Annotated in this window: 18 protein-coding genes; 12 read left to right on the top strand and 6 right to left on the bottom strand. The window is 30.0% G+C overall.

Annotation, left to right across the window (positions count from 1 at the left end; all coding sequences use genetic code 11):
- Positions 1–9: 9 nt before the first annotated feature.
- The 3 genes from L1S33_RS09865 to L1S33_RS09855 all read left to right on the top strand — a co-directional run bounded on the left by L1S33_RS09865 (position 10) and on the right by L1S33_RS09855 (position 1,573).
- Positions 10–585 (top strand): Crp/Fnr family transcriptional regulator, encoded by a 576-nt coding sequence (locus L1S33_RS09865; RefSeq protein ID WP_240562207.1) that lies wholly within the window; start codon positions 10–12, stop codon positions 583–585.
- A gap of 71 nt (positions 586–656) precedes the next feature.
- Positions 657–1,130: a hypothetical protein gene (locus L1S33_RS09860; RefSeq protein ID WP_240562206.1), complete on the top strand. Its 474-nt coding sequence runs from the start codon at positions 657–659 to the stop codon at positions 1,128–1,130.
- Positions 1,131–1,159: 29 nt separating this feature from the next.
- The gene (locus tag L1S33_RS09855) at positions 1,160–1,573 is read left to right on the top strand and encodes a DUF2147 domain-containing protein (RefSeq protein WP_240562205.1); all 414 of its coding nucleotides are present in this window, start codon (positions 1,160–1,162) and stop codon (positions 1,571–1,573) included.
- 10 nt (positions 1,574–1,583) lie between these two features.
- Here the strand turns inward: L1S33_RS09855 and rlmF are convergent, their stop codons facing one another.
- Positions 1,584–2,435: a 23S rRNA (adenine(1618)-N(6))-methyltransferase RlmF gene (gene rlmF / locus L1S33_RS09850; RefSeq protein ID WP_240562204.1), complete on the bottom strand. Its 852-nt coding sequence runs from the start codon at positions 2,433–2,435 to the stop codon at positions 1,584–1,586.
- Between the two features lie 96 nt (positions 2,436–2,531).
- Between rlmF and L1S33_RS09845 the strand changes: the two genes are divergently transcribed.
- Positions 2,532–4,283 (top strand): amidohydrolase, encoded by a 1,752-nt coding sequence (locus L1S33_RS09845; RefSeq protein ID WP_240562203.1) that lies wholly within the window; start codon positions 2,532–2,534, stop codon positions 4,281–4,283.
- Between the two features lie 2 nt (positions 4,284–4,285).
- Here L1S33_RS09845 and bshC read toward each other — a convergent pair whose 3' ends face one another.
- Positions 4,286–5,890 carry a bacillithiol biosynthesis cysteine-adding enzyme BshC gene (bshC, locus tag L1S33_RS09840; protein WP_240562202.1) on the bottom strand — a complete coding sequence of 535 codons (1,605 nt, stop codon included), beginning with the start codon at positions 5,888–5,890 and terminating at the stop codon, positions 4,286–4,288.
- Positions 5,891–6,008: 118 nt separating this feature from the next.
- Between bshC and L1S33_RS09835 the strand changes: the two genes are divergently transcribed.
- From L1S33_RS09835 to L1S33_RS09815, 5 genes are all read left to right on the top strand, one after another.
- On the top strand, positions 6,009–7,958 hold the full coding sequence (locus tag L1S33_RS09835) for a BatA domain-containing protein (protein WP_240562201.1): 1,950 nt from the start codon (positions 6,009–6,011) through the stop codon (positions 7,956–7,958).
- Positions 7,955–9,214: a dihydroorotase gene (locus tag L1S33_RS09830; RefSeq protein WP_240562200.1), complete on the top strand. Its 1,260-nt coding sequence runs from the start codon at positions 7,955–7,957 to the stop codon at positions 9,212–9,214. The genes L1S33_RS09835 and L1S33_RS09830 overlap by 4 nt, the downstream gene beginning before the upstream one ends.
- Before the next feature lie 3 nt (positions 9,215–9,217).
- Complete coding sequence (locus L1S33_RS09825; RefSeq protein ID WP_240562199.1) at positions 9,218–9,550, top strand: hypothetical protein; 333 nt, start codon at positions 9,218–9,220, stop codon at positions 9,548–9,550.
- 66 nt (positions 9,551–9,616) lie between these two features.
- Positions 9,617–10,252, top strand: a complete 636-nt coding sequence (locus L1S33_RS09820; protein WP_240562198.1) for an alpha/beta hydrolase — start codon at positions 9,617–9,619, stop codon at positions 10,250–10,252.
- 27 nt (positions 10,253–10,279) lie between these two features.
- On the top strand, positions 10,280–11,218 hold the full coding sequence (locus tag L1S33_RS09815) for a sterol desaturase family protein (RefSeq protein ID WP_240562197.1): 939 nt from the start codon (positions 10,280–10,282) through the stop codon (positions 11,216–11,218).
- A gap of 41 nt (positions 11,219–11,259) precedes the next feature.
- On the opposite strand, the gene bcp is transcribed toward L1S33_RS09815, so the two are convergent.
- Positions 11,260–11,715, bottom strand: a complete 456-nt coding sequence (gene bcp / locus L1S33_RS09810; protein WP_240562196.1) for a thioredoxin-dependent thiol peroxidase — start codon at positions 11,713–11,715, stop codon at positions 11,260–11,262.
- Positions 11,716–11,749: 34 nt separating this feature from the next.
- Here bcp and L1S33_RS09805 point away from each other — a divergent pair, with 34 nt between their 5' ends.
- Complete coding sequence (locus L1S33_RS09805; protein ID WP_240562195.1) at positions 11,750–12,400, top strand: endonuclease III domain-containing protein; 651 nt, start codon at positions 11,750–11,752, stop codon at positions 12,398–12,400.
- Positions 12,401–12,761: 361 nt separating this feature from the next.
- On the opposite strand, the gene L1S33_RS09800 is transcribed toward L1S33_RS09805, so the two are convergent.
- Positions 12,762–13,346 (bottom strand): RNA polymerase sigma factor, encoded by a 585-nt coding sequence (locus tag L1S33_RS09800; RefSeq protein ID WP_240562194.1) that lies wholly within the window; start codon positions 13,344–13,346, stop codon positions 12,762–12,764.
- Between the two features lie 272 nt (positions 13,347–13,618).
- Between L1S33_RS09800 and uvrA the strand changes: the two genes are divergently transcribed.
- Complete coding sequence (uvrA, locus tag L1S33_RS09795) at positions 13,619–16,411, top strand: excinuclease ABC subunit UvrA (protein WP_240562193.1); 2,793 nt, start codon at positions 13,619–13,621, stop codon at positions 16,409–16,411.
- A 231-nt stretch (positions 16,412–16,642) separates the two neighbouring features.
- On the opposite strand, the gene L1S33_RS09790 is transcribed toward uvrA, so the two are convergent.
- Positions 16,643–17,266 (bottom strand): HmuY family protein, encoded by a 624-nt coding sequence (locus tag L1S33_RS09790; RefSeq protein WP_240562192.1) that lies wholly within the window; start codon positions 17,264–17,266, stop codon positions 16,643–16,645.
- A gap of 43 nt (positions 17,267–17,309) precedes the next feature.
- Entirely contained in the window at positions 17,310–19,379 is a 2,070-nt protein-coding gene (locus L1S33_RS09785) for a TonB-dependent receptor plug domain-containing protein (protein WP_240562191.1), read from the bottom strand.
- Between the two features lie 97 nt (positions 19,380–19,476).
- Between L1S33_RS09785 and L1S33_RS09780 the strand changes: the two genes are divergently transcribed.
- Entirely contained in the window at positions 19,477–20,373 is an 897-nt protein-coding gene (locus L1S33_RS09780; protein ID WP_240562190.1) for a DUF6607 family protein, read from the top strand.
- Position 20,374: the final 1 nt, after the last annotated feature.

The raw sequence follows: 20,374 nt of genomic DNA, 5'->3' as shown, positions 1-20,374 counted from the left end.
TAGATAAAAATGAATGATTTTTTAAACTACATAAATAGCATTAATCCTATCAATGAAGATGCTTTGAAAGAGATTCAACAATGTTTTAAGCCAAAACAACTCTTAAAAGATGATTTTTTTGTTAAAGAAGGTGAATATGCTCATCAAATTGGATTCCTAAAAAAAGGAATTGTTAGAGCTTATTTCTTAAATCAAAAAGGAAAAGAATACAACAAGCAGTTTTTTGTTGGTCCATCAATAATTGGTGCATACACTTCTTTATTAACCAAACAGCCCAATAAAATAGCGCAACAGGCTTTAACTGATTGCGAAATTCTTGTTGCCGATTTTAATGAAATGGAAAAATTATATGATAAATTCCATGACTTAGAACGGTTAGGCAGAAAAATTGCAGAATTTTATTTTTTAGAGAAAGAACAAAAAGAGATTGAAATGGCATTATTGGATGCTGATAAAAGGTATCTTATTATGAGAGACCGTTTTCCTGCAATAGAATTGATACTGCCACAATATCATATAGCTTCTTATTTAGGAATTTCCCCAACTCAATTGAGTAGAATAAGGAGAAAACTGAAAAATTCTTAATTTTCTTTACATATGTAAATGCCAGCGCATAAATAAACACTGAATTTTGTCTAAAATTAAAATCATTTTATATGAACCGTGTTTTAGCATATTTTTTAATTGCAATTTTTGCAATATTTTTAGGAAGTCAAATTACTGAAGGCGCATTGTTAGTTCCTTATTGGAAAACTTTATCTGCACCAGAATTTTATCACTATTATTCTGAATTCGGAAAAAAAATAGGTGGTTTTTATACAGTTCTAACACTAATTGCTGCATTAATTCCTGTATTTGTTTGTATGTATTGTTATTTAAAAAAATCAGCCGGATTACGTTATTCTATAATAGCAACTTTTTTTACTTTTTCATTTATAGCCGTATTTTATATTTATTTTAAAGGAGTAAATCAACAATTTTACAATGCAACTTTTAACGCTATTCAATTAAAATCTGAATTAAACACTTGGGAATATTGGCATTGGAGTCGAGTATTTTTAGAAATTTTAGCTTTATTTTTTTTAATATTAACTTTTAATGTTTTAACAACAGAAAAAACACAACAATAATTTACAAAACAACTTAAAATTATACAAAAATGAAATATTTATACATCTTGTTTCTTATCAGTTTAACTACTAACGGACAAACTATTATTGGCAAATGGGAAACTTTTGACGATAAAACCAAAGAAAAAAAAGCAGTTATTGAAATCTACAAAACGGACCACACCTACTCGGCTAAAATAATTGAAAGTTTTACTGTTGATAAAAACGCTCTTTGCAAAGCATGCAAAGGGACAAAAAAAGGTAAACCAATAATTGGCTTACATATTATTGAAAACATTAAAAAAGACGGAAATGAATTCAATGGAGGAACTATTCTTGATCCTGAAAACGGAAAAACCTACAAGTGTTATTTACAATTAGTTAGCAACAACAAACTAAAAGTAAGAGGTTTTCTTGGTGTTGCTCTTTTTGGAAGAACTCAATATTGGATTCGAAAAGAATAACAACAAATATTTAAAACCTCCAACAAACAATCCTTGTAACCTTGTTTCCTTGTGTCATTGGTATTACTTTAAATTCAGTAACTTTTAATTTTTTAGAAGAAGCTTCCAAAGACTTTACATTGTCTTTATTAGAAACCAAACTTGTAAACCATTTGCTACTTTTAGGATTCAAAGAACTTTCATACAAATAGGTGTGTAAAAAGGCTTTTTCGCCACCAATATACCAAAGCTCGTTATTGTTTCCTGCAAAGTTTCTGACAGCGTTGTTTCCTAAATTTCTGGTTTTTCGTCGGTTTGCTCCTCTTGCTTCTTCCGCAGATTTATAAAACGGAGGATTACACATCGTTGCCGTAAAAGCATCGTCTTCTTCTAAAATTTCTTTTAGAATATGTTCTTCTTTAAATTGTTGACGTAAGGTAATCTTAGCTTCCAACTTGTTGTCATCAATTATATCCTGTGCATAATCTAAAGAGTCTAAATCAATATCTGTAGCAACAAAATCCCAATTATACTCAGCAACACCCAATAACGGATACACGCAACTTGCACCTGTACCAATATCTAAAATTTTTATATTCTCTTCGGAAGAAAGCAAATCTGCCAAATGATGAATATAATCTACACGACCAGGAATTGGCGGACATAAATTTTCGTCAGGAAAATTCCAATATTCAATTCCGTAATGAGCTTTTAATAATGCTTTATTAAGTTCTTTTACGGCTTTAGGGTCAGAAAAGTCTATCGTTGTTGTTCCGTAACTATTTTTAGTAACAAAAGGTTTTAAATCTTCCGAAACCTTAATTAGTTTGTCAAAATCGTAACCGTTGTTGTGTTTATTTTTTGGGTGTAAGGATTTACTCATGCGCCAAAATTAACTTAAAAATCTAACCTAACAACTCCATATAAAAGTATTTCTCCTAAAATCTTTGCTATATTTGATAAATTCATTTTTATAATTATGAGTAAATCCAAAATTCTATTAGGAATAATTGCAATTGCTTTTATAAGTTATTTTTTAATCACTAAAGATTTTGATAAAAATAGCGATACACTTTATATTAACGGAAACTTCATTACACTAAATAAAACACTTAAAAATGCGGAAGCTATTTTTATTGAAAATGGAAAAATAAAAGACATTGGAACAACTAATGAATTAGAGAAATACAAAAATGGGAATACTGTTGTAGATTTAAAAGGAGCAACTGTTCTTCCAGGGTTTATTGACAGCCATTCTCATGTTGCACTATCTGCCTTTTTAAATGATATGATTGACTTATCTGGCTTTAAACACAAAACCAATGCAGAAGTTTGGAATCATTTAAAAAAACAGATTAAAACAAAAAAAGAAGGTGAATGGGTTATTTGCAAAGGAATTGATCCAATTTTAGTAGAGGATTTAAAAACACCTAACATTGCTTTTTTAGACGAAATTTCTCCAAACAATCCTATTTTATTAATCTCACAAAGCCTGCATACGTATTGGGTAAATTCTAATACATTTAAGAAAGTAAGCATCACAAAAGAAACTCCAAATCCATCAAAAGCAAGTTATTATGAAAAAGATAAAAATGGAGAGTTAACAGGATTAATAGCTGAACAAGAAGCGTTTATTCCTATTTTAAATCAACTTAAAAAAGATGTTTTAACATCTGAATTTTTAATAAACTCAACAGTTAGTACATTGAATAAATACGCTAAAAACGGGAATACAACAGTCGTTTCAGCAGGAATTACAATTAATGACAACAAGCCTTTACTGCTTTACAAACATTTATCATCAGAAAAATCTGGGTTTGTAAATCAAGCATTGGTAACATTTGGTCTTTTACCAAAAAGGGAGCAAAATCCAAGGCATTTTTTATACATAAGACACGATCGAAGTTTTTTACTACCAAAGACAAAAACCGAAGACGATTTTTACAATATAATTGGTGTTAAACATTGGTATGACGGTTCTCCTTACACTGGTTCCATGTATTTAAAATCGCCATATTTAAGAACTGAATTCAACAAAAACAAATTACATATTCCAGAAGGCTCATCAGGGAAAGCACTAATTGAAAAAGATTCGCTGGTCAATTTTATTAAAAAATATGATAAAAAAGGATGGCAAATTGCTATCCATTCTCAAGGAGATCTTTCAAGCAGAAATGTAATTAATGCTTTTAAGAAAGCTAATTCAGAAGTAAATATTACTGAAAAAAGACACAGAATTGAGCATTGTTTGTTGCTTTCTAAAAACAGTCTTTCGGAAATGAAAACATTGAATATGGCACCAAGTTTTCACATAAACCATCTATTTTACTACGGAAAATCACTATCTGATGAAATTATTGGAAAAAAACGCGCAGAAAAAATACTACCAATACATACTGCTGATTCATTAAATTTAAAATATTCAATGCATGCAGATCAACCAATGTTTGAGAGCAAGCCGTTTCATTTAATTCAAACTGCTGTAAAAAGACAAACTAAAGAAAATGATACTCTTGGTTATAATGAAAGAATATCGCTCTTAAACGGACTAAAATCCATGACAATAAACGCAGCTTGGCAAATTAATATGGAAGATAAAATTGGCTCATTAGCTAAAGGAAAATATGCCGATTTTATAATTATTGATAAAAATCCTTTTGAAATATCTATTGATAGCTTACATCAAATAAACATTTTAAAAACGTTTATAAATGGAAATCAAGTAAAATAGTACTACATTTTTAGAACCATAAACTCTAATTGCAATGGTTTTAAGTTATCTTTTAATTGCTGAACAAAATCGTTTCCGTATTCTAAATAATATTCAGAAAAATTACGTTGACGCTCTTCTAAACTCTGGTTTGGAAAAAGCTGATTTTGTAAATCCGTAATTCTTTGCACTAAATCATTTTGCTTACGTTTTTCTGCTCTTAAAAGACGCTTCTCAAGGTTTTCTAAACCTTTTATTTGCTTTTTCTCTTGAGCGTTTACAGCGCCTACAAAAGAAACATCAGTTTTTTTAGCAATAACTTTTAAATCAGAAAACTGTTGCTTTAAAAATTCTTTCTGTTGTCCAAAATCTACTGAAACCTCAGAATTTTCATTCACTTTTTTTGTTAGTAAATCGTTTTGCTTTAAAAATATTTCCTCTAAAGAAATATCTAATTTTTCAAGTTTTTTAGATTGTTTTTCTGAAATTACTTGTACAGAATTACGCAATAATAAAATTGGGAAAGGAACTTTAACTTTTTCAAAATAGCTTTTCAACTGCAACCAATATGCTATTTCTCCTCCTCCACCAACATAACTTAAATTTGGTAAAATTACTTCTTGGTATAACGGACGCATTAATACGTTTGGAGAAAAACGTTCGGGATAATTTTCTAATTCCTCTAAAATTTCAGCTTCAGAAAAAGTGATTTCTGTATTATTAATTTGATAAACACCCTCTTCAAAAACAATTCTTTCTCGCTGATTGTCAGTTAAATAAAACAAATTTATTTCTCGAGGATTAACTTGAATTTTATAATTTTTTTCAAACTCTAAATTCGTTTTAGAAACCTCATTATAAGAAGTTTGATTCAATAATTCATCTTTTACAAACGGAAGAAAAGGACGTTTTAAATCCGCAGTATCAGCATCAATAATTACAATTCCATATTTTCCAAATAATTCGTTTGCAATATATTGTGTTGCTTCTGCTAAATTATTGTGTTTGGTATAACCTTGAGAAAATAACTCCTTTAATTCATTGGCTCTTTTAGAATCTCCTAATTTTGCTGAGAAAACAGCCAATACTTCTTCTAATCCTTCAGTAGAAAAACGACCAACAGCACCATTCTGATTAGTATTCCACCTAAATTTAACATCTTTAAAATTGAAAAAATTAATTTCTTCAAAATCATGATCTTCTGTTGCCATCCAATAAATTGGAACAAAATTTTCTTTCGGAAATTTCACGGACAATTCTTCGCATAAATTAATGACAGACAGTATTTTATATAAAAAATATAAAGGACCAGTAAATAGATTTAATTGATGGCCTGTTGTTACAGTAAAAGTATTATTAAGTGCTAATAACTCTATATTTCTTTGAGTTAAATCAGAAATAGCACTATTCTTATATTGTTTTTTAAGAGATTCAACTAGAATAGCTCTCGACTGCGATAGAACTGACAACTTTTTCTCCTCAATTTGTGATTTAAAACCTTCTAAGTTTGGAAAATTATTGTAAAAAGGGAGAATCTTAGCATCTTTAGCTAAATAATCTAACATAGTTTTTGTGAAATACCCAGTGTTTTTAAACGGAATATGTTCTATACAATCTGTTTCTGTCATATATCAAAAATACTAAATTAGATATAAGCATGAGAAATAAAATCAATTATAACAGATTTTTAACGTGTTGCTTTTTATAACAATCTAATTACCTATTTTTACAATCCATTTTAAAGATATGCAATTTAAACATCCTGAAATTTTTTATTTTCTAGCGCTATTAATTATACCTATTTTAGTGCACTTATTCCAGTTGCAAAAGTTTGTAAAAGTTCCTTTTACAAACGTTGCTTTTTTACAGAAATTAATACTCCAAACCAGAAAGAGTTCTAAGTTAAAAAAATGGTTAATTTTAAGCACGAGACTACTAGCTCTTTCTGCGATAATTTTTGCTTTCACCCAACCTTATTTTAGTAATAAAAAAGCAACAAATAATCAACATAATTTTATCTATTTAGACAATTCATTAAGCACAAATACTAAAGGAGAAAAAGGAGATTTATTACAAATCTCATCTCAAGAAATCATTGAAACAATTTCTAATAAAGATAAATTTTCTTTACTTACAAATGATGAATTCTATAAAAATATTTCGTCATCTGAGTTAAAAAAAGTACTTTTAAACATCACAAATACTAGTAAAAAGTTATCAATTGATGAAGTATTACTAAAAATTGAGAGCAACAATACAGATAAAACAAACACTTCAAGTAAAAATATATTAATATCTGATTTTCAGAATACTTATAAAAATAATTTTACAAATGTAAACAGCAATTTATCACTAATAAAACTAGAAAACTCTTTACAAGATAACATTTCTATTGATAGTGTTTTCACAAATGATAATGATGGAAGCAACCTAACTGTAAATATCAACATCAAAAATCAAGGTGAAGCAAAAGAAAACATTCCAATTGCAATTTACAACAAGCAAGAACTAATTAGCAAGCAGTCCTTCTCTATCGAAAAAAACACTGATAAAATTGTTTCTTTCAACATAGAAAAAAAGAATTCTTTTTTAGGTAAAATAAATTTAACTTTTAACGATACTTTTAAATTTGATAACGACTTTTATTTTACATTAAATAAGGGTGATAAAATTGCTGTTTTAAGCATTGGAAAACCTTCTAATTACTTACCTAAAATTTATCAAAAAAACGAATTTAACTTCTCCTCTTCTACTGTTAAAAATGTAAATTATAATGCAATCTTAAAACAACAATTAGTAGTCTTAAATGAGGTTGAAGAAATTCCGCAAAGCTTAATTTCTAGCTTGGCAAACTTTTCTAAAAATGGAGGTCATCTTGTAATTATTCCTAATAAAAATATAAATATTACTTCCTACAACAACTTCTTAAAGAATTTATCTGCTGGAAAAATTCTAGAGAAGAAAACGGATACATTAAAAATTACCGACATCAACTTTAAGCATCCACTTCTTAAGAATGTCTTTTTAAAGAAAGTTCAAAATTTTCAATATCCAACTACACAAAACTCTTATACAACTGCATTTTCAAATGCAAGCACAATTGTAGGTTTAGAAAATAAATCACCTTTTATTCAGCAAATAAAAACCACAAATTCTAATGTGTATTTTGTAAATTCTTCTTTAGAAAAAGAAAATAGCAACTTCACAAATTCACCTTTAATTGTTCCTGTTTTTTACAACATGGCACAACAAAGCCTACAGCACTCAAGACCATACTTCACTGTAAATAACGAAAATAAGATTGACATTACCACACAACTTAGCAAGGATGATATTCTATCAATCAAAAACACAGAAAACTCATTTATTCCGCTACAACAAACGCTTCAAAACAAAGTTACACTAACTACTAAAGAGCAACCTTTAAAAGCAGGTTTCTATCACGTCTTAAAGCAAAAAGACACCTTAAAATCTATTGCTTTTAATTACCCTAAAGATGAAAGTAATCTTGAATTTTTAGATATAAACGTATTAACCAAGGAACATAAAAATATTTCCACAGATACTTCCGTTAAAGCCATTTTTACAGAAATTAACAAAAACAACAAAGTTACATGGCTTTGGCAATGGTTTTTAGCGTTGGCTATTGTATCTTTGTTATTAGAAATCTTAATTCTAAAATTCTTCAAAGCATGAGCACGCTTATTAAATCGGCAACGATTATAGATACTTCTAGCCCACATCATAACAAGCAAAAAGATATTTTAATTACTGAAGGTAAAATTGAAAAAATAGCGAATTCTATTCCTAAAAAAGACAATTATACAGTAGTTAAACTTGATAACTTACATGTTTCTTGCGGTTGGTTTGATACTAGTGTTTCCCTTGGTGAACCTGGCTTTGAAGAACGAGAAACTATTAAAAATGGTTTAAATGTTGCTGCAAAAAGTGGTTTTACAAATGTTGCTGTAAACGCAAATACAAATCCTGTTATTGACAATAAATCTGCGGTTGAATTCTTAATTAATAAAGCAAATGGCTTTGCAACTAGCTTACACCCTATTGCATCTTTAACACAACAAAGTAAAAGTGTTGATATTGCTGAATTATTTGACATGAAACAATCTGGTGCAATTGCTTTTGGAGATTATAAGAAACCAGTTTCTAATGATAATTTACTAAAAATTGCACTTTTATACGCACAAAATTTTGATGGGCTAGTTTTAAGTTTTCCGAAAAATAATGCTATTTCTGGTGAAGGAATAGTAAATGAAGGCACAAACTCAACAAAATTAGGATTAAAAGGAGCTCCTGCTTTAGCAGAAGAACTTCAAATTGCAAGAGATTTATTTTTACTAGAATATACTGGCGGAAAATTGCACATACCAACAATTTCTACTGAAAAATCTGTAAAACTGATTAAAGAAGCTAAGAAAAAAGGACTAAACGTAACGTGTAGTGTTGCAATTCATAATTTATATTTAACGGATGACGAACTACATGGTTTTGATTCTAACGTAAAAGTAAATCCACCTTTACGCACACAAAAAGATACTAAAGCGCTTATAAAAGGGTTAAAAGAAGGAACAATTGACATAATTACCTCTGACCACAACCCAATTGATATTGAACACAAAAAAGTAGAATTTAGTGTAGCAAAAAACGGTACAATAGGTTTAGAAAGTGCTTTTGGCGCTTTAAACACTTTATTAGACTTAAATACAATTACAAAATGCTTATCTGAAAATCCGAAGAAAATATTTGGATTACAAACTTCTTCAATTGAAAAAGGAGAAACTGCCAATTTATCTTTCTTTACTACAGAAGGAAGCGTCATTTTTTCTAAAGAAAATATTTTATCAACAAGTAAAAACAGTGCTTTTCTAGGTAAAACTTTAAAAGGAAAAGCTTATGGAATATTCGCAAACAATCAATTAATTTTAAACAACTAAATCATGGAAAAATTACCAACAACAGTAGAAGAAGGAAAAACAAATGCAATTATTAGCTATTTATGGATACCAGGAGTTATAATAGCTTGGATTTTAAACAATAGTAAGAAAAACGCTTTTGCTAGTTTTCATATTCGTCAAATGATAGGTCTTTGTGTATTATCTATTCTTAACGGATGGATTATTACTAGATTTTTAGGAGGTATGGTTGGTGGAATTGTTGGTATAATTCTATTTGTGCTTTGGATAATTGGATTTATGGGAGCCATTAAAGGTGAAGAAAAACTAGTACCTGTTGTTGGAGCTCAATTTCAAGACTGGTTTAAAGGAATTTAAAAATATAATTTTACAAACTCCCTTAAAGGCTTTAATCTTTTAGGGAGTTTTTTTTATAAAAAAAGTATGTTACATTACGAAGTAAGAAAACCAAAAGCTGCAACCGAAAACCCACCGTTACTAATACTTTTACACGGTTACGGAAGTAATGAATTGGATTTATTTTCTTTTGCAGAAGAATTACCGGACGAATTATTAATTGTTTCTGTTCGCGCACCATATGAAATGGGAATGGGCGGTTACGCTTGGTATGCAATAAATTTTGATGCTGCAAATGGTAAAATCTCTGACCTAGACCAAGCAAGAAAATCTTTAGTGAAAATTGCTGATTTTATTGACACTATAAAAAAAGAATATAATACTAGTAAAACTTTTTTATTAGGATTTAGTCAAGGAGCAATTTTAAGCTATGCTTTAAGTTTTAACTACCCAAACAAAGCACAACATGTAATTGCTTTAAGTGGCTATTTAAATGAAGAGTTATTGCCTAAAAACCCTTCTGAAGAACAAATTAATACAGATTACTATATTTCTCACGGAAGTGTAGACCAAGTAATTCCTGTAGATTGGGCAAGTAGAGCTCCAAAATTTCTAGACAACCTTCAGTTAAAAAATGTTTTTTCTGAGTATCCAGTTGGACATGGAGTTGCTCCTCAAAACTTTTACAACTTTAAGAGTTGGATTGAAGAACGCTTAAAATAAAACCCTAATTTTGTAAAAAATTATTAAATGGATATTTTCACACATCAAAATGCTTACAAATGGTTTATACCAATTTGTGCGCTTGCCATTTTTATAGAGATGTATTTTAGCTACAAAAGGAAAGCTAAAAACTATGAGTTTAAAGATGTCTCTACCAATGTTTATTTTGCTTTAACAAATGTTTTGTTAGACGGATTAATGTATGTTACTTCTTTTATAGTAATGGATTTTTTCTTTAAATACAGATTAATTAATTGGGAAAGCACTGGTGTTTTATACTGGTTTATTGCTTTTGTTGGTCAAGATTTCTTGTATTATATTCATCATTATGTAGATCATCATTCTCGTTTTTTCTGGGCAGTTCATGTAACGCATCATAACTCAGAATACTATAATTTATCTACTGGATTCCGTTCTCCTGTATTACAACCATTATATCGTTTTATATTTTTAATTCCTTTAATTTTAGTAGGAATAGAACCTTTACACATAATGTTTGCTTACGCAATGAATCAGAATTACGGAACCTTATGTCACACCAACTTTATTAAACCAAACAAACGAAAAGGAGTTTTAGGTTTCTTTTTAAATATTTGGGAATACATTTTTGTAACGCCTTCGCATCACAGAGTACATCATGCATCAAACGTAAAGTATTTAGATAAAAACATGGGAATGTTTTTAATTATTTGGGATAGAATGTTTGGAACATTTCAAGCCGAAGAAACTACGGAAGAATATGAAAAATTGAAATTTGGCTTAACTTCTCCATTAGAAGATAAAGGCCCTGTAAATATTATTTTTCACGAATGGAAAGCAATATTTGCTGACTTCTTTAAAAACAAAAAAGATTTACCACTTGGAACGCGTTTAAAATATGTTTTTATGCCTCCAGGTTGGTCTCATGACGGAAGCACGCAAACAAGTAAAGAACTGCAGGCCGATTTAAGGTCTCAACAGAAATAATAATAAAAAAGCCAAACTTTAAAGTTTGGCTTTTTTATTAATTAATCTTTTAAAATTTGCTCTGTATGTGCTTTTGTTTTCACTTTTAGAATAACATCTTCAATTACTCCCTTTTCATCAATTACAAAAGTTGTTCTGTGAATTCCATCATATTCTCTTCCCATAAATTTCTTTGGTCCCCAAACACCAAATGCTTCTATTACAGCTTTATCTTCATCTGCTAATAACGGAAATGGTAATTCGTTTTTATTGATAAAATTTTGTTGTCTCTTTGCTGAATCTGCGCTCACACCTAAAATAGCATAACCTTTCGCTAAAAAAGTTTGATAATTATCTCTTAAATTACACGCTTCAACTGTACAACCTGGTGTACTTGCTTTTGGGTAAAAGAAAACTACTAATTTTTTACCGGCATAATCTGCCAACTTTACTGTATTTCCTTTTTCGTCTTTGGCTTCAAAATTTGGCGCCTTATCTCCTATTTTTAATGTTGTCATTATTTGTATTTTTGTAGTTGTAAATATACAGAAAATGACCAAAGCCGAAAAAGTACAGTTTGTAATTGATACTCTTGAAGAAAAATATCCTGAAATTCCAATTCCGTTAGACCATAAAGATCCTTACACGTTGTTAATTGCGGTTTTATTGTCTGCGCAATGTACCGATGTTCGTGTAAATAAGATTACTCCGCTCCTTTTCGCTAAAGCGGATAATCCTTTTGATATGGTTAAAATGACTGTGGAAGAAATTAAGGAAATTATTAGACCTTGTGGTTTATCTCCAATGAAATCGAAAGGAATTTACGGTTTGTCAAAAATATTGATAGAAAAATATGATGGCGAAGTTCCGCAAAGTTTTGAAGGCTTGGAAGAATTACCAGCTGTTGGTCATAAAACCGCTAGCGTTGTTATGAGTCAGGCTTTTGGTGTTCCTGCTTTTCCTGTGGATACTCATATTCACAGACTACTTTGGCGTTGGAATTTAACAAATGGAAAAAATGTACAACAAACCGAAAAAGATGCGAAACGCTTGTTTCCTAGAGAACTTTGGAACGATTTACATTTACAGATTATTTGGTATGGACGTGAATATTCTCCTGCGCGTGGTTGGAATTTAGACAATGATATTATTACAAAGACAATTGGAAGAAAATCTGTTTTAGACGAGTATTATAAAAAATAAATCTATTTGTTAGCAAGTATGCGCGTTAGGGATTGAAGCAATTGTTTGAGCTCTTTTTTGTTTTTCTCAAAAAAAGCGAGTGCGTAAAGCCCGACCTTTAGGTAACGCCCAAATTAAAAGCATAAAAAAAGCCTCAACATTGTTGAGACTTTTTCCACTCTTAATTCAAATTCAATTCAATGAGACAGTTTGATTTGGTTTTAATAATTTCTAATGACTTAGAAAAGTTAATCAAAAATTGAATTGTTTCTTCGCTAGGTTGCATCTGAAAATCAGATGACTTTTCAGTGTAAAGTTGCATCATATAAGTCGTTTTATCATTGATTATTAACTTATTAACGACACAAAATTACTTTTATTGTTAGCTTACCAAAATAATTTTATTTTTTTCTATAATCTTACGCAAATTTATAAGCGCATAACGCATTCTACCTAACGCTGTATTTATACTTACGCCTGTATTTTCTGATATTTCATTAAAACTCATATCGTTATAAATACGCATTTTTAAAACTTCTTTTTGTTCTTCTGGCAACTCTTCAATCAACTCTCTAACGTCTGCAGAAATTTGTTCTTTTACCATTCTTTTTTCTGCATTTAAAGCACCATCACTTAATACCGAAAAAATATCAAACTCGTCGGTATTTCTAAACTTTGGCATTCTATTAGATTTTCTAAAATGATCGATAACCAAGTTGTGGCTAATTCTCATAACCCAAGGTAAAAACTTACCTTCCTCGTTATAATTACCTCTTTTTAAGGTTCTTATCACTTTTATAAATGTGTCTTGAAAAATATCTTCTGTAATATCTCTATTCTGAATTTTACTATATATAAAACTATATAAACGTTGTTTATGGCGTTTAATTAAAGTTTCTAATGCTAATTCATTTCCGTTAATATATTCACTAACTAAAGTACTGTCTTGGGCTACATCTCTACGCATAAAATTACTTTTTAAAAAGCGGATTGCTTTTCGGTTATTATTAGTTATAACTGTTTAAAGTAATTTTTTATCTATACGTTTTTAGATTTAAGTGATTAAGTATGAGCAACAAAAATGTAATTTTTTATTCTAAAAAGCAAATATTGTTCCGCTTTTCTTAAACTTATATTAATATTTCTATAAAAACACTGCATTTTAATGAATAAAAATATAGTAAATCTCAAGCTGATTTCTGCCTAAAAAACAGTAAATTTAGCGCTTATTTTTACTGAATGAAAACAGACCTTTCTACCATAGATCCTAAAGAAAATATTATTATAAAAGGTGCTAAACTGCACAATTTAAAAGATATTGATGTTGTTATACCAAGAAATAAACTAGTTGTAATTACAGGTTTATCTGGTTCTGGAAAGTCTTCTTTGGCTTTTGACACCTTGTATGCAGAAGGACAAAGGCGTTATGTAGAAAGTTTAAGTTCGTATGCGCGCCAGTTTTTAGGAAAATTACACAAACCTAAGGTAGATTATATTAAAGGTATTGCACCTGCAATTGCTATTGAGCAAAAAGTAAACTCTACAAATCCGCGTTCTACAGTTGGAACTTCTACCGAAATTTACGATTATATTAAATTATTATACGCAAGAATTGGTAGAACCATCTCTCCTATTTCTGGAAAAGAAGTAAAAAAACATACCGTTACTGATGTTCTAAATTTTGTTAAAAAAATTGAAGTCCGTTCTAAATTATTGCTACTTGCTCCTATTAAAATTAATGAAAATAGAGATATAAAATCGGTCTTAAATGTGTTGACACAACAAGGTTATGCGCGTTTAAAATACAAGGAAACAGTTTATAGAATTGAAGATTTTCCGCAAGATGAATATAAAAACGACGACTTATTTTTAGTTGTTGATAGAATTGTAATTAAAGACGATGAAGATTTTTTTAACAGATTGGCAGATGCAATTCAAACTGCTTTTTTTGAAGGAAAAGGGTTTTGTTTTATCGAAAATTTAGAAACAAAAGACACAACGCAATTCAGTAATAAGTTTGAGTTAGACGGAATTACATTCTTAGAACCAAACACACATTTATTCAGTTTTAACAATCCTTATGGAGCTTGTCCAACATGCGAAGGTTACGGAAATGTAATTGGAATTGACGCCGATTTGGTAGTTCCAAACACAGGTTTATCTATTTATGAAGATTGTATTTTTCCTTTTAAAACAGATTCTTACAGACATTTTAAAGATGATTTAATTTTAAATGCTGAAGAATTCGATATTCCAATTCACAGACCTTGGTTTGAACTTTCTGAAAAACAAAAACAACACGTTTGGGAAGGCACAAAGAAATTTAAAGGAATCAATCATTTTTTTAAAGCTTTAGAAGAAAAAAGTTATAAAATTCAGAATAGAGTGATGCTTTCTCGCTACCGCGGAAAAACAAAATGTACCGATTGTAACGGAAAACGATTACGAAAAGAAGCAAACTACGTGCAAGTAAGCGGAAAAGTTATTTCTGAGTTGGTTTCACTTCCTTTAGATGAATTAGCAACATTCTTTAAATCGGTAAAATTCAATAAGTACGAAGAAAAAATTGCCAAACGATTATTAACTGAAATCAACAACAGATTACAGTTTTTACAAGACGTTGGTTTAAATTATTTAACACTTAACAGAACATCCAACACACTTTCTGGTGGAGAAAGTCAGCGAATAAATTTAGCAACTTCTTTAGGAAGTTCGCTAGTTGGTTCTATGTATATTTTAGACGAACCAAGTATTGGTTTACATCCAAAAGACACCGAAAAATTAATTGGCGTTTTAAAAGATTTACGCGATTTAGGAAACACCGTAATTGTGGTAGAACACGATGAAGATATTATGAAAGAAGCCGATTATATTATCGATATCGGTCCAGAAGCAGGAACTTACGGAGGTCATGTTGTAGCGGAAGGTAATTTTGACGACATTTTAAAATCGCAATCTTTAACAGCAAAATACTTATCCGAAGAACTAAAAATTGAAGTGCCAACAAAACGTAGAACTTCTAACAATTCAATTGATATTATTGGCGCTCGTGAAAACAATTTAAAAAATATTGATGTTTCTTTTCCACTAAATACTTTAACAGTAATTACAGGAGTTTCTGGAAGCGGAAAAAGTACGTTGGTAAAGAATATTTTATATCCGTCAATGCAAAAAAAACTAATTGGTTACGGAGATAAAATCGGTCAGCACACAGAAGTAAAAGGAAGTTTTGAAAGTATAAAACACGTAGAATTTATAGATCAAAATCCAATTGGGCGTTCTTCGCGCTCCAATCCGGTAACTTATATAAAGGCTTATGATGACATTAGAGCCTTGTATTCTAATCAGAAATTATCTAAAATTAGAAACTACAAACCCAAACACTTTTCTTTTAATGTAGAAGGCGGTCGTTGCGAGGTTTGTAAAGGCGAAGGAGAAGTTACCATAGAAATGCAATTTATGGCAGACGTGCATTTAGAATGCGAAACCTGTAACGGAAAACGCTTTAAAAAAGAAGTATTAGAAGTAAAATTCGATGGAAAATCTATTGACGATATTTTAAATCTAACTATTGACGATGCTGTTGCCTTTTTCTCAGAAAATTTAGTCACCAAAGTTGCCAATAAGTTAAAACCATTGCAAGACGTTGGTTTGGGTTATGTACAATTGGGGCAATCTTCCTCAACACTTTCTGGCGGCGAGGCGCAACGTATTAAACTGGCTTCATTTTTGGTAAAAGGACACACCAAAGACAAGGCGTTATTTATTTTTGACGAACCTACAACAGGTTTGCATTTTCATGATATTCAGAAGTTGTTAAAATCCTTTAATGCCTTAATAGACAAAGGACATTCCATCATTGTAATTGAGCACAATATAGAACTCATTAAGTGCGCCGATTACATTATAGATCTTGGTTTAGAAGGCGGTAAAAATGGCGGAAACCTTATTTTTGCAGGAACTCCAGAAGATTTAGCACGCAATAAAAAATCATTGACTGCTCCTTATTTGGCAGAGAAATTAGTTTTTTAGAAGCTATTTCCTGCTTTCGCTACTCGCTGTTTCGTTTCTCAACGAGCTTAAACAAACCGCTCAATCAGGGCTAAGCTTGCTTGTTGGCTAATTATTATTCCGAAGTTTATTTTTTATAAATTAAGCTTATACTTTATAGAAAACGCAAAACAATAAAAAAGCCACTCAGTTTTTAAACTGAGCAGCTTTTCATAACTAAAATTAAACATATAATTCAATAACTTATGATGATTATTGAAAATCTTTATCTCCTACATTAGGATTGTATACATAGTTAAATGTGTAATATCTAGAATCGCTTGTTGCATCTTGGTCTTTGTAATAGCTTAAAATTTCCATTTTAGCATAATTACCATCAATAGTTTTTACAACAATTATTTTTCCTGCAATTGGGTTAATTGCATGTGTTGGAGCTCCCGCATATGTATACCAACCACTTCCACTTCCAGACGCTAAAGCGTAACTTCCTGCTACATCTTGTTTAAAATTTGCAGCTACAGGTGCAATAGAAATATCGGCAAATGTTCCAGTTTCTAAAGCCAAAGAAGCGTCTCCAGATCTTGTTGGTTCATCAACTAAACCACCAACTTCCACACCCCCATTTACTAAAATAGTTGTACCTCTAAATGCCAAATCCCAACTATCATCAGTAACAACAGCGCCAGTTTTAAAGCTAAATTTTGTAAATTCTCCAGCAGTTGCAGGTGGATTTACAGTGTAATCTGTAGTTTGCGGAGCATGTAAATTCTTTACTTCTTTAAAAACTACTGCCTCTGTAACTGTTGTATCATCCTCACTACAAGATGTAAATATCATTGAAGAGACTACTGCTAATGTTAAAATTATTTTTTTCATTTTAAATTGATTTTAATTATTACTTATTTGATTAATATTTATTTTAAAAATTGAATTGAATTCTTCCATAGTACGTTCTTCCTAATTGCAAAGCAGCATCATTATTAAGAAAAGCTTGTTTTGTTGCATTAGATTCACCTTTTTCATCTAACAGATTATCAACTCCAAATTGTACTTTTAATAAGCTAAATAGTTTCTTTTCAATAGCAGTATTTAGAGTAATATTACCTGAAACAAAATCATCATATTCATCTATTATACCTTGACTATTATTAGTGTCATAAAGTGCATATTTACTTCTATAAATTGCTCTAAGATTTGCTGTAAATCGATGTTCAAAATTTTGATAGTATAGTTTTGCATTTGCCATGTGTTTAGATCTATTAGGCAAACCAAAATAATTATCTATGGTAAGTTTTTCTGAGGGTGAAGTTGGCGTTCTTCTAATAAAAATTTGATTACTATTTATTAAAGCTTCTTCTTCTTTATCTTTTGCTTCTAAGAACTGATAACCAGCAATAAACCTAAAATTATCATCAATTATATAGTTTGCATCCAACTCTATTCCTTGCGTATAAACTCTATCTCTATTCTCGTAAGTAAAAACTCGTGTTCCGGCTGGTAAATTAAAATTCAACGGATTTATTTGAGTATCAAAAGTGTTTATTAAATCTTCAATATCATTTCTAAATACATTGATATTTATTGCCAAATTACTGATAGGTTTCAACTCAAATCCAAGGTTAAAACCAATAGAGTTTTCTGGATTTAAATCTGTATCAAATTGCTGTACTTCTGGTAAATTACCATACAATTCATGCAAGGTTTTTATACCAAAAACAACATATCCGCTTGCGGTATTTCTGAAATTAAAATATAGTTGACGAAAATCTGGAGCTTTAAATCCATAACCTACAGAGGCTTTTGCTGCTAACCAATTATTAACAGCATATCTTGTTGATATTTTTGGGCTAAATGCCGATTTATATTGACTATGATTATCAAATCTAGCGCCAATTATTACATTTAATTTTGAAGTTGGATTATAATCTAGTTGTCCAAAAACATATTGAGAATCAAACTTCTCTTTTTTTAAGAAATCGCTTCTATCTACTTCTTCAAAAGAAGCACCAACACCTACAATTGCATTCAATTTTCCTATTGCAAATTGCGATCTTATTTCTGGTCTTATTAATGTTTGATTAAATGTAGAAACTTCAACATCTGTTTCACTTTTTGTTTTAAAATCAGTTGCATAAAACGTGTAATCTAAGTTCCATTTATCTGATATTTTATGATTAAAATCAACATTAACACTCCAATCTTTTTGGTTGTTTTGCTCCGTTAAATTGCCTTGATTTTCTTCAAAAAAACGAGTTGAAACAGTAGTTTTAAGCTTGTCAGTAAAATCATATAAAACTTTAAAATTACCTGTAAAGTTTTCGTGTCCATTTGTGGTTTTAAAACTTGTTTGTGGAGATAAATCAAAACCAGCACTAGAGTTCGTATTTATACCTGCATTAATGCCAAGTTTATCTTTTTTATAAACTAAATTAGCATTCATATCCAACTCATTTTTTGCGCCACCACGAGCCAAAAACTGTAAACCTCCCTTTAAAACATCATGTTTTGGCTTTTCTGTAATTATATTTATAACACCTCCAATAGCGTCCGATCCGTATAAAGAAGAAGACGGACCCTTAACAATTTCAATTTGTTTTATATTATTAACGCTTATTCTATCTAAATCAATATTTCCACTTCTTTTACCAACTAACGGAACGCCATCAATTAGAATTAATGTGTATTCTGCATCTAAACCTTGCATTTGCACGCCATTAAATCCTCCAAAGTCAGAAGCTGTAGTAATACCCGTTTGTTCAATTAAAATATCACTTAAACGAACCGATCCTGATTGCTGAATTTGTTTTTTCGATATTAAAGTTACAGGCATTGGCACAGAAGATAATTGTCTCACTGTTCTTGTTGCTGTTACTATTACTTCATCTAGTTTATTATTTTTTATTGAATCTATTTGCTGTACTTCTTCTTGCGAAAAAGCAACTGAAGTAAACAATAAGGCAACTGGTATAATTATTCTATTTAGAAACATTCTTAATAATTTTTGGCAAATATATATTCTTATTTTAATTCAATCTAAATAAAAGTTATATTTTTGTCAAAAATTTTAAAACAATAAAAAACATAAAATGAAAAAATTAATTTTTAGTACATTAATCTTATTGATTACAATTTCTGTTAATGCACAAAAGAAAAAAGACAGAGAAGCAATAAAAGAAATGTGTGGATGTTTTGAGGTAACTTTTAACTTTGCAGAAACTTTTAACGCTAGTAAAGACTCTTTATACAAAGCATCTAAAACTAAGATTGCAAAAGGATTAGAATGGGCACAATTAATAGAAGATGATAATAATAAAATATCAATTCAACATTTATTACAAGTTGGAAGCCCAGCAAAACCACATATTGTAAAGCACTGGAGACAAGATTGGATGTATCAAAATCGTGATTTCTATATGTTTAATGGCGATAATAATTGGCTTTATAAGAACAAAACTAAAGCAGATGTAAAAAACCAATGGACACAAAAAGTGTATCAAGTAGATGACAGTCCTCGTTACGAAGGTTCTGGAACTTGGGTACATGTTGATGGGAAAAGTTATTGGGAAAACACAACAGATGCGCCTTTACCAAGAAGAGAATATACAAAAAGAAGCGATTACAATGTAACTGAAAGAGGAAATCGCCATGAAATTACAAACTACGGATGGTTACACGATCAAGACAATAAAAAAATCATTAGAAAAGAAGGCGAAAAAGATGTTGTTTTAGCTTACGAAAAGGGTTACAACACGTATGTAAAAGTACCTGATGCTCGTTGTAAAGCTGCAAAAGATTGGTGGACAAAAAATGAATCAAAATGGCAATTAGTAAGAAATAAATGGACTTCAGTTTTTGAAAGAAACAAAGATCTTACTTTAGAAAAAAAGGTTGATAACAAACTATTATTCAAGCAATTATTTTCTGATAAAATTGAAACAGAAGCAGAAATTAGTGAAGTTATTGAATCATTTGTAAAAAAATAAT

Source organism: Tenacibaculum aquimarinum, assembly GCF_022478115.1.
Lineage (GTDB): Bacteria > Bacteroidota > Bacteroidia > Flavobacteriales > Flavobacteriaceae > Polaribacter > Polaribacter aquimarinum_A.
The sequence above is the reverse complement of the archived record's forward strand: the minus strand, read 5'-3'. Positions and strand labels throughout refer to the sequence as shown.